The following is a 16,025-nucleotide window of genomic DNA, read 5'->3' as shown; positions in this document are numbered from 1 at the left end:
CGTCGAACACGTCGCGGCGCGTAACTCCAATTCGTCGCAGGGATCGCGACGAATGCTCAACTTGTCGAATAATGAAAAACATCAATCTCGGCGTTGCCTGTCTTTTGGTCCTGACAGGCTGCGCCAACACAGCGGTGCGCGACACACTTGGCATTCAGGATGCAACCGTATTGCAAACCGGTGCCGGCGTTCAGCAGAGTGCGCAAGCGGGAGCAGCGGTCGAGCCGTGGATCGAGCTTTATGGTCGTGTAGGCAACCCGCATGAGGCGATCGGACTCTTGCAGGCGCGACTCGACCGAATGAACGAGCGAAAGAGCACCTATATCGGATTCAAGGACCAATGCTGGATCAATGCAGCGAAAAAAGAACTTGAAGCGGGGGATCGATGGGGCTTCGTGGAAGAGTCCATCGGCGAAGCGGCGCGACTCACAGCGGGACTGGAAGGCGCGCAACCGCTGACAGTCGATAATCCGCCACTGCGCACCGTCACGCCTTTACGTAGCGACTTGGCGGACGGCCTGCGCGCGGCGCTCGCTGATCCGCGGGTTCTGCAATGTCCGCAGGCTCAAAAGCAGATTGCGTGTGCCGAGGTCGAATTGATGCACGCGGGGCACGACGCCTGGACACGGCAGTTCGAAGCTGCCAAGGCAAAAGTCGACGAAGTACAGTCGGCGCTTGCTGATGTTCAGCTCAGCCTTCAAAGCTGCGGCATTCCTGCGGAACACGCCGATGCGCCAAGTGTTGCTTCAACTTCTGCTCCGACCGTTGTCGCGTTGCCAACCGACATGCTTTTCGCTTTCAACGGCAGCAAGGTCGAATCGATCACCGCGGACGGACGCCAGAAGCTCGACGGTGTGATCGCCGATATGAACGGCCTGAACGACGACGGCGCTGTAAAACTGATTTCGGTTTCGGGATTTACCGATCGTTTTGGCAGCAATACCTACAACCTTCGATTATCACAGCGGCGCGCAGATGCTGTCCGGCGCTATTTGCTCGCCGGCGGTGTGAAGGCGGAAGTGAGGGCGCAGGGCTTCGGGCGAGCGTCGCCGGGTGCGCAATGCCAGATGCGCGACTGGCATGCGCTGGTCGCTTGTCTCGCGCGTGACCGGCGTGTGGAGTTGCGCTTCCAGCGGACTGAAGCCGACAGCGGCGAAAACGCTCATGATTGAACGCTGCGACTCCCGCATCAGGGAGTCGCAGTGCCGATGCGCTCGCCCAAGCCTAAAACGCGTAGTAAGGCCCTTGGCCCTCTGGCGTCACTTGAGCTTCGATCGCGGTGAAGACCCGTCTGCCGTAAAAGAAAGGCAAGCCCCAATCGAAGTAGCCGTTGGCGGGACCGGCTAGATTGCTGAGCGCATTATTGCCGGTCGCGAAAAGCGATAGTCCGTTGCCTACGGCAAATGTCACGCTTGTCGTCGCAGCGTTGGTGCCAGTAATGCTGGCAGTAAGACTCTGCGGCGCTGTCGGACAAAACCACACACCGCATCCCGGCATGGAAGTCAACGGGAAGAACAAGCCGTTCGAACCGCTATCGATAAAACTCGTGGCGTAGGTACTGCCCTGGAACATCGTTTTCACAAATCCGGTGACGCCGTTGCCGGGCAGAACCTGCGCGCTTTCCAATTGATTGTTCGACTGCGAGCCTATGCCGAACGTCATGGTGCCGGAAACACTCGATGCACCTGTGTCGGCCACCGCTGGCAACTCGATCAAGACGCCGTTGTTATCGGTGGCGAAATTGCTGATCGGATTGGTCACTTGCTGAGCAACGGGCAACGTCGCAGACACGCACACTCCAGATGTGCAACTGTAGTACCAGCGAGGCAGGGCGGTGGTGGCGCAGCCGCTGCCGCAGTCGGCGGTGAACGGGCCGACGCCAAGAATGCCGTTGCTTCGCAGCGCGGTAGCTGTAAGCATGGGCAGGCCGGAGTTGCTGCAACTCGCGGGAACGGCTGGAACCGCTGGATCGGCGATGATCTGGATCGATGTCGATGCGGCCACTTCGCCCGCCAGATGGACATCGGCGGTACGTACCGATCCCCAGGTATAGCCTGAACCGAACACGGTGCAGGAAGCCGTCGGAGCACCGCTGGTTCCTGTCACAGCAGGGAGGGCTAAAGCAGGCGTGAGTGCTGAAGCAAGAATGCGAAGTCCTTGCGAACCCGTATCGACCTGGATGTTGTCGATGGTCTGGCAGGTGGTCGTTCCGGGCACGCAGATCGTCACACTTGTCTGCAACATGTTGCGCGTTCCCGTTGCGATCGCCGCGACCGTGATGGGCAAGACATTGGGTGTGGTCGACTGAGCGACGGTGTTAGCTGGCGGACTCGATGCAGCCGCTGGCGCGGAAGCGGAGGTGGCGGCAGAAGCGGGCGCGGCAGCAGCAGGTGCGCTGGCAGCGGGAGCACCACTGGCAGTTGCAGGCGCGGCGGCGGTAGAGGAGGTGGAGTCGCTGCCTCCACCTCCTCCACCGCAGGCCGTGAGGATGAAACTTGCGACGATCAGCATCGGGAACAAGAGGCGGGTCGGACTATTTCGCATGATTCCTCCTTATTCGATGTCGGCCGCAGCAACGCCGGCGGGCAGCGCATCGGGAAGCCAGGCGCGGCCGCTGAAGTCGCGAAGGCGCACGTGCGTCTCCACGACAAAATCGCTGCCGTCCACCCGCGATGAATGCAGTCCGCCTGCGCTCTCCAGCGCAGCGCTCGCGCCTTGCCGATACCGGTCGAACCAGGTGCCGAGCAACGCCGATACATCGGGCATGGCTGGCCCATCCCAACTGACCGCGTAGACCAGTCCCGTCGCTGGCGATAAGTATTGCCGCACGCGGATCTGGTTGGCATCGGTTGTTTCCTGCCAGCGCACCGCACTGTTATCGGCTTGATGAATCACCGCTGCAAGCGCGTTGGAGGTACCCGAACCAATCGCAGCATTGCCGAGCGTCGATCCCAGTTGTGCTTGCACTGAGCCAGCCGCTGCAGCAAGCAAGACAGCGCTCGCTGCCCGAAGTGAGGTGAGCGTATGTAGGTAAGACATGATGTACTCCGTTCTCGTGGCCGTTCTTGTTATTGAGGCTTAATTTTAAGATGACGAAGTAATCAGGAATCAAGTTAGGAATTATCTTGTAGGGTCTTTCGTGCGGCTTAAAAAATTAGTTAAAACTGCTTATTAAACAAAGTGTTGGTGATGAATTAATGACTAGGACAATACAAGATCGATTGTCATAAATTGTCGCTTAAGGCGTGGGTGCGGCTATTTTTGAGATTGGAGGCAAACGATGCGGTCTGAATCGGTACTGAAACGATGCTCTGAGAAGACACGAAAAGTGGATCTCGAAACGTTGCGGTCGAGGGTGCCCCGCGACGCAACGATGTGAGCGTTTCGGCGCGCAAATTTCATCCTCGAAGGTAAATATCCGGCCCAGCCCACGACCATTGCAGACCTGCGAGAGCACTGTTTTTGCACGGCGGCGCGCGGGACCGGTAAAATGCTTGGTTGATCCACGGAAAACGCCGTGGCGTAGCGGAAGGATTTCCCAAACATGACAGATTTTCGTGTGAACAAGCCGGCTTTGAAGGTGGCAGCCCTCCTGTTGGCGGGTGGCCTGGTTGCCGGATGTGGTACGTCGTCGCCTAACGCAATCAATTACAAGAGCGATTCCCGGTCAAAGCAGGCATCCCTTGCCGTCCCGCCCAATCTCCTCGAGGAATCGGGCGACCAGCGCTCGTTGCCGCCGCAGGGTGGCCAGGCGTCGCTGTCCGACCTCCAGCAGACGCAGAAGGTCGCGCCGAGCGCGCCTACGGTGATTCCGCCGGTTTCCGGCATGCATATCCAGCGCGACGGTACGGAGCGGTGGCTGGTCATCGACAACAAGTCGCCGGAACAAGCGTGGCCGCAGATTCGCCGCTTCTGGCAGGAACAGGGTTTTCTGCTCGTTGTGGACGCGCGTGACAAGGGCGTCATGGAAACCGACTGGAACGAAACGCATCCGCAAATTTCAGACGGCCTGATTCGCAACACGCTGTCCATGGCAACGGGCAACTCGTACGTGGCTGCCGAGCGCAACAAGTACCGCACGCGTCTGGAAGCAGGTCCGAACGGTGGCACTTATGTGTTCGTAAGCCAGAAGGGCATGCGTGAGGCGTTGACGGGCACGAACAACGACAACAGCCAATGGCAAGCCAAGCCGAACGACCCGGCCCTGGAAGGCGAGTACCTCAAGCGCCTCATGTCGTCGCTCGCGTTGGCAGATGCGCGGCAGGCAAGCGGACAGACAGGCATGAGCGACGCCGCCATGGCGGCAGCGGCGGCAAGTGGACCATCGGCGGCGACGGCATCGTCGCGCGCGGCGCAGAACGTTGCGCTGGCGGCACAGACGCCGATCAAGGAAGACGTGATTCCCGAAGCCACTTCGGATGAGATCACGTTGCCGGAGGCGTACGACCGCGCGTGGCTGCGCGTCGGTCTTGCGCTCGACCGGACCAACTTCACGGTCGATGACCGTGATCGTGGCCGCGGAATTTATTTTGTCCGTTATGTCGATCCGAAGGACATGACTGCGGCGGAGCAGGGCTTCTGGAACCAGGTGTTTCACGGCAAGAAAGAAAAGCTTCCGAAAAATTACGAAGTCAACGTCCGTGCGCTCACGGAAACGCAAACCCGGGTGTCGATTATCGACAGCAAGGGGAATGTGGACTCGTCGCCGCAAGCACGACAGATCATGGCCTTGCTCGACGATCAATTGCGCTGAGCCTGGAGTAAAAATCTTCGGACTGTCTCGAACGAACCCGCCTGAGCCCAGGCGGGTTTTTTTACGCCTGCGAAACGCCAATGGCGATTTAGAGCAAACCCTCGTATTGGAATGCGCGGTAGCACGCGCGGAACCCATTTGTGGGCGCCTAAGCTTCGTCGAAGATATCGAGCGAGCCGCATGTAATCGATGTCACGTTACGGCTGAGCGTTACACGAACCGGAGCAAAGCGCTTTCTGCGTTTTTATGTGCGGGAAAGCTTATAGGAATCAACCGCATAGGGGTTACATTGCATCCATGGCATGTAATCTGCGTGACGCCTGCGATGTAGTGCGCCACGCTCCACATTGTCCGTGCCGACCTGTCTTATCTTTCACGAATTGCGATCCGCTGGCCAAGCGGATCTCGATGGCCCCGTCGCCTATCCTCGTAGGGCGACGGCTTTTGCCCGCGCTCCCAAATGGGAACGCGGGCTTTTTTCTTGCGGCGCTTGATTTCTGCGAAAGTGCTGCGCGAACGTTATGCTTGCCCCTTTGATCTGGGAGTCTGAACATGACGGAAATCGCGGTGGTCGCAACGTTCGTAGCCAAGCCTGGCAACGAGGAGAAGTTGAAGGAACTGCTGCAGGGCATCGTGGCGCCGACGCTCGCCGAACCGGGCGCGATTCAATACGACCTGCATCGCGACATCAAGGAGCCACGCCGATTTGTGTTTTTCGAGCGATGGAAAAGCGAAGCATCGCTCGCCGAGCACAATCAGACGCCTCACATCAAGGCGCTCAGCAAGGCTTTGCCCGACTTGATCGAACGCGGCGAAATCAACGTGGTTGCAAAGCTCTGAGCGTTCACCGGTGCCTTCGGGCGGCAAGAAGCCCCAGGCGCCGTGCCAAGCCGCTCGTCAGTGCGTTTCCTGGGGGACGTCGAGAATCAGGATGATGGTCCAGTCGGCGTCGCCGTCGTGGTGATACTGGCGCTCGGCAACGATAAACGGCTGCTGCTTGCCGTCCGGGCCCAGGAACAGCACGTCGCCTTCCATAGGCAGGCATTCCACGGGCGGTAGGGCGAGGTAGGCGTCCTTGTCCTTCGCATTGCGCGGCATCAGCTTTTCAATCTTGCGCGATGCCGCTTCGGTCCATTCAATATCCAGCTGGATGTTGCTCATACGATCCTCCGCACACGGGTGCGATTCAATTTATCGACGCGGAATGTAGCATACCGCCGGATTGGAGGCCGCATCATGTATCGGCGGCTTGACCAGGCACCTTTCCCTGCGGAAAAACCCTGGCCAAAAAAGAGCCGGATAAACGCCTCGTGCATTTATCCGGCTTCGTGTCTGACGGCTAACGTTTGCGCGCCGCCTCTACGTTTTGCCCCAAGGGCTTATTGGCTCGCGCCGGCAGCGTGCGCCGCCTTTTTCGAATGCTTGGAGCCTGATTTCTTGTGGTGCTCGCCGGTCTTGTGGGCCGGCATTTCCTGCATGTTCGCCTGATTCGATTGCAGGGCTTGTGCGCGCTGCTCGATATCAGAGATTTTGCCTGGATCGGTGCTCATGGAGACGCCTTGGTCCGACTGGGCGAAAGCCGCACCGGTTATTGCACTAAGGGAAACCAGAACTGCCAGAGAAATTTTCTTCATTGTTACCTCCATAGATTCGTTGAACCCGGGTTGGCCTGTCACGTTATCCGTGACATTGAACGCTTGTCAGCAAGTGCTGCTCCAGCGCGGCTGTTACATATCGTTACGGTTCGTGTGCCTAGCTGCTGCAATCATGCTCTTCGTTTCAACTGCACGCCTTCCCGGACAGTCGGTTGACCGCGCCGGCGATAATACCGGCGAAGCTCAATGCTTTCTAGTACTGAATTTCGAGATATGCAACGACCGTTTCGATGGGCGCTTAATGCATTCGTGTCTCAATAAAGACCAACAAGTCGATACACGTAAAAGCGCGCAAGACCGACCATTTCATGGAGCGCAGTTTCTGAGTCGACAAACCCACGCCGCCGCGGGAAAAGCGAGACATGCGGGAGTCTCACGTTGCTGACAAACGGTTGCGCCTTCATGCCGAAGGCGCTGAACGCGGCCAACGAGCGCCGCATGTGATACGCCGATGTGATCAGCACGAACGACCCGTCGCGCTCGGGTCCAAGCAGCCTTGCGACGTTACGCGCGTTCTCATAGGTGTTGACGCTTTCGTTCTCGAGCAGCACGTCGCTGGCGTCGACACCTCGCGCGAATAAGAAGGGCGCGTAGTTATCGGCTTCAGCTTGTTCGTGATGCTCAGGATTGCCTCCGCTCACGATCACGCGGCAGACGCCGCCGGCGCGTCGGCATTCCCGGTACAAATCAGCAGCCGCAACTACGCGCGTGAATGCATCGCGCCGGGGAACGAGCTGGTTGTTGTCGTCATAAGTTGTGCCTCCGCCCAACAACACAAAAGTTGTTCGCGATGCGAAACGCACGTTTTGCGGTGCTGACGGCGACTCGAAACCGGTTTGGGCGAGATGCAGCAGGGGCTTTCCTAACCAGCCGGCGCCAAGTGCCCAGAAGACCAACGCGCATACCGCAGCAACGAGAAGCCTGTGATGACGCCAAACGGCAAACAGTGCAAAGAAAAGCAGCAATAAAGTTATAAGAACCAATTTGGTTTGAGGTAACGTATAGGTTTTCGAGATAATCCGCTTCGTGGTCATCGCATTCAGGAGAATGCATCGCCGGAACTGCGGGACGTGTTATGTAATGCGCGTTTAACGGGAGCTCGGAATTATAAGCAGCGGTAAGAATCAAGCAGCACCTAGCGCAAGCGGCGGCTGCGAGTTCCTGTCAGGTGCCGCACTGTCGGCATTTTGACTGGTTTCGGGGCGTGCCGCGTTTAGTCGGCGCCGCTGGCAGGCGACTTTACTGCCAAGTGGCGCCGTCACGGCTGCACTGGAAGACATAACGAGATGACCACGTATTCAAACGAAGCCGTACTCGAAGCGCTCCGGCGAGCTCAGTATCGTCAAGTTCCGTGGGCAAGGCGCCCAAACGTTTTCAGCCATCTGCGCGACTTGGGCCTTCTGGAACTCGTCAGGCAGCGCACCGTTGCCCCGGCCCCGGGGTTTCATGCTCCGGTCGATATAGCTGTTGTCACTGAGCGCGGCAAACTCGAATTTTCCCGCCTTTCGCGCGATGAGCGCTCCATGGATTGGGAATTGCACCGTGCGGCGCCGTATGCACTGGCGATCGTGCAGGAGCCTTTTGCCGAAGCGCGCGCCTAGATCCGATCAGTTTTCCTTACCTGTTGATTCTAAATCTGTTTGCCGGGGAATCGATCGCGACGTATCAAGCCACGCAAACGGTTGCGGCGCTTTGTTTGGCCGTATTGCCGCCCGTCAGGGGCCAATATCGTTCTCCGCCAAAAAAAAGCCCGTACCACGAGGATACGGGCTTACCGGATTTACTTCTGCCACGCTGTGCTCATGGCAACAAGTCCGACTGGTCATTTAAAGAACGGTTCCCTGACTGTTCATTGCGTTAAAACCGCGTTCCCTCATGCCGCGATCAATGTCGGCGTGGACGTGCTCCGCGCTCCGGTTCCGGACGTGTATGTACGTTGCTCGCGATATCACCGCGCAAATCGCCACGAGGCGCCGGTTCTGCCGGCTGATTGCTGCGCACGGGCTCCTTTTTCCACGCCTGCATGTCTGCCTCGGTATCAGCGCGCAACGCGAAATTGCCCGATGGTGATTCAGCCTGCACCGGAATGGTCACGCCAAGCGATGAAATCACAATGCCGCATGCTACGAATGACATTGGTTTCATGATGAGCTCCCTTCAGACCTTCGCGGTCTGTTAGCTAGCTTCATAACTTATGCCAGTGCACGAAAGGGCGCTGTAAATAATGGTAAAGAGTTGTTTCGCGGCGAGCGACCGCATGCGCACTGATTGCGCCAATCGTGCCCTGAGAACGTGCGCCATGCGCCCGGCCGTAAAGGTGCAGGCCGGGCGCTTCCTGGCAGATTGGGTGGCATGGAACGGTCCGCGAGGGAGCAGACCGATGATCCGCATCCAACGGAGAAAGGTCATCGGATGGGACCGTGCTTCAAGCGCAGAAAAAATCTGCGCGCGGGTGCTTCGCGATTCTGCCGGGCCGACCACGGTTGATTTACCTCGACCGTGATGCCTCGACATGCACTTTCCTGATCTGAATCAAGCCGGTAGAGACAGGCCCGAAATCACGCCATCTTGACCGGAGCGCGCCACGATTCCGGATTCGTCCAGAACGCGCCACGGAGGCGGTCGCGGCTGGGCGGTGCAGGCGGTTTTGCAGCGGTCGAGCCGATCCGGCCGCGCAACGACACTTCACGGCCATTGTTTCCAAGACGTTTCACGATCTCGGCCAGCGTACCGTCAGCTTGCCATTCGTCGAAACGACGGCGGCAGGTCGGCGGCGACGGGTAGCGTCCCGGCAGTTTCGACCAGCCTTCGCCTGTCGACAACACCCACAAGACGGCGTTGACAACAGCGCGTGCTTCCACGCGCGGACGACCGCGACGTTCGCTGCGTGCAGGTTCTGCACAGAACAAGGCCTCGACCAGCGCCCACTCGTTATCTCTTAAATCGTCGAACATCATGTTTCACCTCAGCGAAGCTAACCCCGGTGCGCTGCCCCGCGCCGCGCACTCTGGTCGGAATTCGAAGATCGAACCCAGGTAAGGTCGGAGCAGACATTGCGACGGACGATTTGCGTTAAAACTGCAATGGCGCCGACCTCTGCGCAAGTAAATGCGAGAACCGTGCCATGCCAATACTGATCGGCCGGAAAGCCTCGTGGCAGTAGGCTGGCGCACTGCCAGCATGGGCCGTATGAGACGCTATAAGTGCAGTTAATGAAATCGGGACAATCACCAATCATGTGCAGCAAGCCCATCCCGCGTGCGCGAATGCCTTTCTGCTGCACCGCAGCGCAACGGTCCCCCAGAGCGATTTCGGGGCCAGTGATCTACAATTTGCATTTAAAGGATCAATTGATGAGGATATATTATGAATCGCGCGCTGAACGTGACTTTGCGGCAGCTGCGGGTGTTTATCGAAGTGGCGAAGCTGCAAAGTTTCAGCCGCGCGGGCGACGAAATCGGACTGACCCAGTCGGCAGTAAGCCGCTGTGTACGCGAACTGGAGACAGAAATTGGTCTGAAGCTCGTTGACAGAACGACGCGCGAAGTCCAGCTCACGGACGTCGGGACGAATATGGTGGGCAGTGTGTCGCGGCTGTTGCTGGACCTGGACGAAGCCTTGCGCGAAATCCGCGATCTTGGTCAGCAAAAGCGTGGCCGCGTGATCGTGGCGGCGAGTCCGACCGTTGCATGCCGCCTTATGCCCTTTGTGCTAGCCGCCTGCCTCAAGGAATTCCCGCTGATCTCGCTGGGCTTGCGTGACGATCTCCAGGCCGACGTCATCCGGAAAGTGAAGTCCGGCGAAGTGGATTTTGGTGTCGCCATCGGGCCCTTTGCTCACGACGACTTGCATGCGGAGGTCGTGACCACCGACTCCTTCTGCGCAGTCCTGAGGCGCGACCATGCGCTCGCGGGCGCCCGGCAGGTTCGATGGGAGGAACTCTCGGGCGAGCGGCTGGTGATGCTCGACCACGCGTCGGGAAGCCGTCCGATCATCGATGCCGTCATGCGTGAGCACTCCGTGGTCGCCGACGTGGTGCAGGAACTCGGCCACTCGGCCACGGTTTTCGGTCTGGTGGAGGCGGGCGTAGGCATTAGCGTATTACCGTGGCTCGCCTTGCCGTTGCCGGCGAATTCGTCGCTGGTGGCGTTGCCGTTGATGCCGCGCATCGAGCGGACGGTGGAACTGGTGCGCCGGCGCGATCGCTCGCTCTCGCCCGCGGCCGAGTCGGTGTGGACGCTGGTTGCACGCTTGCCCAAGCGTGTGGAGGAACTGGAGTAACCGAAGTGAGCAGGATGAAACCCTCGAAAAACTGGCCTGATGGCTAACGTGCGAGCCGTATCGCGCGTTTCGGGAGCCGTCGCGTTAGACTTTTGGTTTCGATCTGCGGGGAAGGTAATGAGCGAATCAGAAGGGGCGGTCATCTCGGAGCTTGGCGCGCTGTCCAGTCAAGCCGGTACCAACGGCGCGTCAGGCGTGCTTACGCCCAACGCGCGCGACGCGGTGCGCGCACTACGTCCGTCCCAGATTCGCGAGGTGGCGAACGCGGGTTTTGGTGTCCCGGACGTCCTGCCTTTCTGGTTTGGCGAGTCCAATCAGGTGACGCCCCAGTTCATCCGCGATGCCGCCAGTCAGGCGCTCGCCGACGGCGCAACCTTCTATACGCACAACCTGGGTATTGCGCCGTTGCGCGAAGCGCTTGCCGGTTACGTCGGTAGATTGCATGGTGCGACCCGGTCGGCGGAGGTTGCCGTGACGAGCGCGGGCGTCAATGCCCTGATGCTCGCGGCGCAACTCGTGGTGGGCGCCGGCGATCGCGTGGTGGCCGTGACGCCGCTTTGGCCCAACCTCGTGGAAATTCCCAAGATCCTTGGCGCGACTGTCGAAACTGTCTCGCTGACGTACGGGGAAGATGGCTGGGTGCTGGACCTGGATCGTTTGCTGGCGGCCCTGACGCCCGATACACGCATGCTGATGATCAACTCGCCAAACAACCCGACGGGCTGGGTGATGACGCGTGAACAGCAGCAAGCAGTGCTGGACCGATGCCGCCATAACGGCACCTGGCTGATCGCAGATGAAGTCTACGAACGCCTCTATTATGGCAATGACGCAACCGTCGCGCCCTCGTTTCTCGACCTCGCCTCCCGCGACGAACGCGTGATCGCGGTGAATTCATTCTCGAAGGCGTGGTTGATGACCGGCTGGCGGCTTGGCTGGATCGTCGCGCCCGAAAGCGTGATGGAGGATCTGGGCAAGCTCGTTGAATACAACACGTCGTGCGCGCCGTCTTTCGTGCAGTTAGCCGGAATCGCAGCCGTACGGGATGGCGAGCAGTTTACGCAATCCGTGGTCGCAGACCTGCGTGCCAGCCGCGACTATCTGGTGACGGCGCTGCAGGCCATTCCCGGCGTTGATGTTCGTGCGCCGCTGGGGTCCATGTATCTGTTCTTCAAGCTTCCAGGGGCAGATCACAGCCTCGAGCTTTGCAAGACCCTGGTGCGTGAGAGCGGACTCGGCTTGGCGCCAGGCAGTGCTTTCGGTCCGGAGGGCGAGGGATACGTGCGCTGGTGCTATGCCTGCGACACCGCGCGTCTGGATGCCGGCGTCGCGCGCTTGCGCAGCTTCATGGAAACGCGGTCCACAGTGTGAGCCGGCCGCAGGCGCGGGGCTGGAGCGGCTCGACCTTGCCCGGGGAAGCAAGACCGCGCGAAAACGGCCGTTCGGCGCGTCGTACCGGCATGGCGGCAAAGCAGGCCGCAGGCCGAGCCTGTAAAGCTTGCAGATGTGAGGCCGGACGCGGCGCGATGTTTCACCTTTACGCACCGTTTTTTTTTGCGTACTATGCGTGCAGTCACGCGCTTCCGCCTTGGAAAGTGCTACTTCGTCCGGCTGGGATTGACTCGGCGATCAGGATCTGATCCCGTGTTGTGCCTCCCCCCGGTGCGTGCTCCCAATCAATATGACCGATCATAAATCGGGCGAGCGCGTCGTCAGTATCCTCGTCCACGATTGTCCAGTCTGAGCGTTGCGAATGGTTCGAGTAATCGGCGTCCTTCGTTTCGGCCTGACTTGACCGGTTCATAGACCAAACAGGGTCCTATCTAGCTGCATGAATACCCAAGAGGCGAAGATCGTCCTCGAGACAGCCTTGATCTGCGCGCAGGAGCCGCTGAAACTCGCCGAGTTGCGCAAGCTCTTCGCCGACGATATCTCGGCGGATACGGTTCGCACCTTGCTCGACACCCTCAAGCAGGACTGGTCGGGGCGCGGTGTGGAGCTCGTGGCTCTCGCGTCCGGATGGCGGTTTCAGAGCAAGCCCGCAATGCGGTCATATCTCGATCGGCTGCACCCCGAGAAGCCGCCCAAGTATTCGCGCGCGGTTCTCGAAACGCTGGCGATCATCGGTTACCGGCAGCCGGTCACGCGCGGCGATATCGAAGAAATTCGCGGTGTGACCGTGAACACGCAGGTGGTGAAGCAGCTCGAGGATCGCGGCTGGATCGAGGTGATCGGCCACCGCGATGTGCCGGGCAGGCCCGCGCTCTACGCAACCACCAAGCAGTTCCTGGATGATCTCGGTTTGAGCGCGCTCGACGAACTTCCCGCGCTCGATAACCCGTCGGCGCAACTGGAAGCATCGCTGCTCGCGCAGCATGCAATCGATTTTCCTGGCGACGACCCGACGGCTGCCATTGTCGCTGCGCTCGCGCAAGGCGTGCGACCGGAGTCAGCGAGCAAGCCTGAGGCCAATGCCGCCGATGCCAATGTCGATGTCGACGGCGAGCCGGGAGCATCGGATGCTGTGCGGGTTGCCGCGGTCGAGCTGCCGCCAGCTGAGGAACCCGGTTCTGACGCGGTGGTCCACGCTGAAGAGGCTCCGATTCTGGATTCGCGCGACGATGCGCCTGCTGACGTGCAAACGAACGCATCGCCCGCGGGGCAGGAAGATGCATCGCCCGCAGTAAATGAAATCGACGTTACGTCCGTTCAAGGCGTATCGGACAGTGCAGGCGCGGCGAAAGCGCCTGACGAAGCAAATGAAACCGACGAACTCGACGCACCGGACGACCGGACTGCGCGCAGGGCCTGACGCCGTTGATCGCCAGCCGTTACGGCTAGCCGTAACGGCGAGCTCGTTTGTACGAAACCTTCATTCGGCTATTTACACCATCGGCCGGATTTTTCTGACGCGCTCGCGACGGGCGCGCGACCCGACACATTTGAGGTTGTTTTGACACATTCCCACGACAGCGATTCGCCCGAATCCGAGCGCCCCGTTCGTGCCGATGACGCACATGACCAGGCCGACGCAGGCGAACGCACACGCACCGACGAACCCGCCGACGGCGAGGAGCGTCCGCGTCGCGGCTTGCGCCGTGGTCCTCGCAGCCTGATCGCGCGCCGTCGCGCTGTTGCGAAGACTAAGGGCGCCGACGGCGCAACGCCGTCACCGGATGCAAGCGTGGAAGCGTCCTCGGATGGTGAAGTTGCTGCGCCCACACGCGCACCGCGCAAGGACGCCGGTCCGCGCGCCCCGCGACCGCCGCGGGCACCGCGCGAAGCGGCGGCGCCGAATGGAGAAAACGCCCGCGAAGCATCGGGTGGCCGACCGCCTCGCGGACCGCGGCCGTCGCAAGGCGATGGCCCGCGTGAAGGACGTGAAGGACAGGCTCCGCGTGAAGGCGGCCGCCGTCAACCGCGTCAGGCGCAAGCCGGCCAGGGTCAAAAGCGTGGCCGTCGTGACGAAGCCGCGATCAATCCCACGCCCGCGGCCGCTGCAGTCGACGATGTTTTCGAATACGTGACATCGCCCGCTTTCGATGCCGACAACACCTCAGGCGGCGTTCGCGCTCCCATGCTGCGCCGGGGCAAGCCCACGCCGCAAAAACGCGTCCTGGAAGCCGATGACGACACGCCGAAGCTCCACAAGGTGCTGGCCGAGGCCGGCATGGGTTCGCGCCGTGACATGGAAGAACTGATCGTGGCAGGGCGGGTATCGGTGAATGGCGAGCCGGCACATATTGGCCAGCGGATCATGCCGACCGACCAGGTTCGCATCAATGGCAAGCCGGTCAAGCGCAAGCTCGCAACCAAGCCGCCGCGTATCCTGCTGTATCACAAGCCGACCGGCGAGATCGTGAGTCATGCCGATCCTGAAGGACGTCCGTCTGTGTTCGACAGCCTCCCGCCCATGAAGACGGCCAAATGGCTTGCAGTCGGCCGGCTCGACTTCAATACCGAAGGGCTGTTGCTGCTAACCACTTCCGGCGATCTGGCAAACCGTTTCATGCATCCGCGTTATAGCGTCGAGCGTGAATACGCGGTCCGGGTAGTCGGCGAGCTGTCGGAAGGCATGCGCCAGAAGCTTCTGAGCGGCGTCGAACTGGAAGACGGTCCGGCAAACTTCCTGCGGATTCGCGATGGCGGCGGCGAAGGCACGAACCACTGGTATCACGTGGCGCTGGCTGAAGGCCGCAATCGTGAAGTTCGCCGCATGTTCGAAGCGGCCGGCCTGATGGTCAGCCGTCTGATTCGTACGCGTCACGGCCCGATCGCCTTGCCGAAGGGCCTGAAGCGCGGCCGTTGGGAAGAGCTGGAAGATAACGAGGTGCGTGGCCTGCTGGCATCGGTGGGACTCAAGGCGCCGGCGGAGGAACGCGGCTCGCGCAGCGCTGCGCCCCGCGTTCAGCCGGATCCGCTGCAAACATCCATGGGTATCATCACTCGCGAACCGGTGCTGAGTTCACATAACCGCTTTGCTCAAACGCCGACACGCGGCGGCCCTGGCGCCCCCGGCGGCCGTCGTGGTGCTCCGGGCGGTTTTGGCGGCGGCGGTTTCGCCGGCAACGGCAGCGGCGCTGGAACTGGCGGCGGTTATGGTGCGCGCGGCAGTAACGGCGGGCGCGAACCGAACGGCAACCGCGCCGGCGGTGAAGCGAACGGAAACCGCGCGTTGCCGCGTCCGGGCGGCTCGGCCGGCGGTCCGCGCGGCAGCCGTCCGCCGGGGAGTCCCGGCATGGGCAACGGCGCACCGGGCGGTCGTCCGGCGAACGCCGGCGGCAAACGGTCCGGTCAGGGCGGCCGCCAAGGCGGCCCGGGTACAGGTCCGCAGGGCAATAGCGGGAATTCGCGCGGCGGACCTGCGCGCGATGGTGCACGGCCCGCGCCGCGCAACCGCACACGCGGACGCTGACCGGTTGTTGATTTGCGGCCACGCTCGTCGGCTGAACAGCGCGTTGACGACGTGGCAAATGAAATGCAACCGAGCGTGCAACGCACGCCCAACTGGCCAGCAGCAATATCCGCGTGCCTTTGCTAATAAGAAAGCGCACGAAAGTGCGGCGAATGCGCGATAAACACCTTCGATTTGCCTTGTAAATGGCCGTCAAACGCCTGCACACAGGGCGTATTGGTTGCGTTTATCCCGAAAAATGGCTAAAATCACGAAGTCGATGGGCATGGTGATTGTTTCGCCGCCCGGATGTGATCGCGGTACAGAAGGATGGGCGTTGCGCCCATTTTTTTTTGGGCTTTCGGTTCAGCATCTTGGGTAAGTGAATGCGCCGGCTCAAGGCGCGGTCCGCAGGTGTTCGGCGTGGAGCGCGCGAACATCT

14 protein-coding genes and 1 pseudogene are annotated in these 16,025 nt (G+C 60.6%); 8 read left to right on the top strand and 7 right to left on the bottom strand.

The window, feature by feature from the left end; all coding sequences use genetic code 11:
• Nucleotides 1-71 precede the first annotated feature (71 nt).
• On the top strand, nucleotides 72-1,172 hold the full coding sequence (locus tag AX768_RS08910; protein ID WP_061999651.1) for an OmpA family protein: 1,101 nt from the start codon (nucleotides 72-74) through the stop codon (nucleotides 1,170-1,172).
• 52 nt (nucleotides 1,173-1,224) lie between these two features.
• Here the strand turns inward: AX768_RS08910 and AX768_RS08905 are convergent, their stop codons facing one another.
• Complete coding sequence (locus tag AX768_RS08905; RefSeq protein ID WP_061999650.1) at nucleotides 1,225-2,544, bottom strand: DUF3443 domain-containing protein; 1,320 nt, start codon at nucleotides 2,542-2,544, stop codon at nucleotides 1,225-1,227.
• A 9-nt stretch (nucleotides 2,545-2,553) separates the two neighbouring features.
• Entirely contained in the window at nucleotides 2,554-3,039 is a 486-nt protein-coding gene (locus AX768_RS08900; RefSeq protein WP_082778784.1) for a DUF2844 domain-containing protein, read from the bottom strand.
• Nucleotides 3,040-3,544: 505 nt separating this feature from the next.
• Here AX768_RS08900 and bamC point away from each other — a divergent pair.
• Nucleotides 3,545-4,753, top strand: a complete 1,209-nt coding sequence (bamC, locus tag AX768_RS08895; RefSeq protein ID WP_061999649.1) for an outer membrane protein assembly factor BamC — start codon at nucleotides 3,545-3,547, stop codon at nucleotides 4,751-4,753.
• Between the two features lie 552 nt (nucleotides 4,754-5,305).
• The gene (locus tag AX768_RS08890) at nucleotides 5,306-5,593 is read left to right on the top strand and encodes a putative quinol monooxygenase (RefSeq protein WP_061999648.1); all 288 of its coding nucleotides are present in this window, start codon (nucleotides 5,306-5,308) and stop codon (nucleotides 5,591-5,593) included.
• Between the two features lie 57 nt (nucleotides 5,594-5,650).
• Here the strand turns inward: AX768_RS08890 and AX768_RS08885 are convergent, their stop codons facing one another.
• The 3 genes from AX768_RS08885 to AX768_RS08875 form a co-directional block, all read right to left on the bottom strand.
• Nucleotides 5,651-5,914 carry a hypothetical protein gene (locus tag AX768_RS08885; RefSeq protein ID WP_061999647.1) on the bottom strand — a complete coding sequence of 88 codons (264 nt, stop codon included), beginning with the start codon at nucleotides 5,912-5,914 and terminating at the stop codon, nucleotides 5,651-5,653.
• A gap of 218 nt (nucleotides 5,915-6,132) precedes the next feature.
• Complete coding sequence (locus AX768_RS08880; protein ID WP_062000895.1) at nucleotides 6,133-6,387, bottom strand: hypothetical protein; 255 nt, start codon at nucleotides 6,385-6,387, stop codon at nucleotides 6,133-6,135.
• A 275-nt stretch (nucleotides 6,388-6,662) separates the two neighbouring features.
• A complete protein-coding gene (locus AX768_RS08875; protein ID WP_231941249.1) occupies nucleotides 6,663-7,178 on the bottom strand; it encodes a YdcF family protein in 516 nt (171 codons plus the stop codon).
• Nucleotides 7,179-7,694: 516 nt separating this feature from the next.
• Here AX768_RS08875 and AX768_RS33655 point away from each other — a divergent pair.
• Nucleotides 7,695-8,009, top strand: coding sequence for a hypothetical protein (locus tag AX768_RS33655; RefSeq protein WP_061999645.1), 315 nt, complete (start codon nucleotides 7,695-7,697; stop codon nucleotides 8,007-8,009).
• Nucleotides 8,010-8,292: 283 nt separating this feature from the next.
• Here the strand turns inward: AX768_RS33655 and AX768_RS08865 are convergent, their stop codons facing one another.
• Entirely contained in the window at nucleotides 8,293-8,553 is a 261-nt protein-coding gene (locus AX768_RS08865; RefSeq protein ID WP_061999644.1) for a hypothetical protein, read from the bottom strand.
• Between the two features lie 416 nt (nucleotides 8,554-8,969).
• Nucleotides 8,970-9,365 (bottom strand): annotated as a pseudogene (locus tag AX768_RS08860) (transposase); the annotation flags it as partial.
• 421 nt (nucleotides 9,366-9,786) lie between these two features.
• Here AX768_RS08860 and AX768_RS08855 point away from each other — a divergent pair.
• From AX768_RS08855 to rluB, 4 genes are all read left to right on the top strand, one after another.
• Nucleotides 9,787-10,689 (top strand): LysR family transcriptional regulator, encoded by a 903-nt coding sequence (locus tag AX768_RS08855; protein ID WP_062000894.1) that lies wholly within the window; start codon nucleotides 9,787-9,789, stop codon nucleotides 10,687-10,689.
• A 117-nt stretch (nucleotides 10,690-10,806) separates the two neighbouring features.
• Entirely contained in the window at nucleotides 10,807-12,060 is a 1,254-nt protein-coding gene (locus AX768_RS08850; RefSeq protein WP_082778783.1) for a pyridoxal phosphate-dependent aminotransferase, read from the top strand.
• Nucleotides 12,061-12,520: 460 nt separating this feature from the next.
• Complete coding sequence (scpB, locus tag AX768_RS08840; RefSeq protein ID WP_061999642.1) at nucleotides 12,521-13,501, top strand: SMC-Scp complex subunit ScpB; 981 nt, start codon at nucleotides 12,521-12,523, stop codon at nucleotides 13,499-13,501.
• Between the two features lie 141 nt (nucleotides 13,502-13,642).
• On the top strand, nucleotides 13,643-15,604 hold the full coding sequence (gene rluB / locus AX768_RS08835; RefSeq protein WP_061999641.1) for a 23S rRNA pseudouridine(2605) synthase RluB: 1,962 nt from the start codon (nucleotides 13,643-13,645) through the stop codon (nucleotides 15,602-15,604).
• Nucleotides 15,605-16,025: the final 421 nt, after the last annotated feature.

The organism is Burkholderia sp. PAMC 28687, assembly GCF_001577465.1.
Classification (GTDB): Bacteria; Pseudomonadota; Gammaproteobacteria; order Burkholderiales; family Burkholderiaceae; genus Caballeronia.
The sequence above is the reverse complement of the archived record's forward strand: the minus strand, read 5'-3'. Positions and strand labels throughout refer to the sequence as shown.

Bases quoted from the DNA above. Each gene is read 5' to 3' on its own strand.
- AX768_RS08905 (WP_061999650.1), bottom strand. From the start codon at position 2,544: ATGCGAAATAGTCCGACCCGCCTCTTGTTCCCGATGCTGATCGTCGCA.
- AX768_RS08910 (WP_061999651.1), top strand. From the start codon at position 72: ATGAAAAACATCAATCTCGGCGTTGCCTGTCTTTTGGTCCTGACAGGC.
- AX768_RS08890 (WP_061999648.1), top strand. From the start codon at position 5,306: ATGACGGAAATCGCGGTGGTCGCAACGTTCGTAGCCAAGCCTGGCAAC.
- bamC (WP_061999649.1), top strand. From the start codon at position 3,545: ATGACAGATTTTCGTGTGAACAAGCCGGCTTTGAAGGTGGCAGCCCTC.
- scpB (WP_061999642.1), top strand. From the start codon at position 12,521: ATGAATACCCAAGAGGCGAAGATCGTCCTCGAGACAGCCTTGATCTGC.
- AX768_RS33655 (WP_061999645.1), top strand. From the start codon at position 7,695: ATGACCACGTATTCAAACGAAGCCGTACTCGAAGCGCTCCGGCGAGCT.
- AX768_RS08850 (WP_082778783.1), top strand. From the start codon at position 10,807: ATGAGCGAATCAGAAGGGGCGGTCATCTCGGAGCTTGGCGCGCTGTCC.
- AX768_RS08885 (WP_061999647.1), bottom strand. From the start codon at position 5,914: ATGAGCAACATCCAGCTGGATATTGAATGGACCGAAGCGGCATCGCGC.
- AX768_RS08880 (WP_062000895.1), bottom strand. From the start codon at position 6,387: ATGAAGAAAATTTCTCTGGCAGTTCTGGTTTCCCTTAGTGCAATAACC.
- AX768_RS08900 (WP_082778784.1), bottom strand. From the start codon at position 3,039: ATGTCTTACCTACATACGCTCACCTCACTTCGGGCAGCGAGCGCTGTC.
- AX768_RS08865 (WP_061999644.1), bottom strand. From the start codon at position 8,553: ATGAAACCAATGTCATTCGTAGCATGCGGCATTGTGATTTCATCGCTT.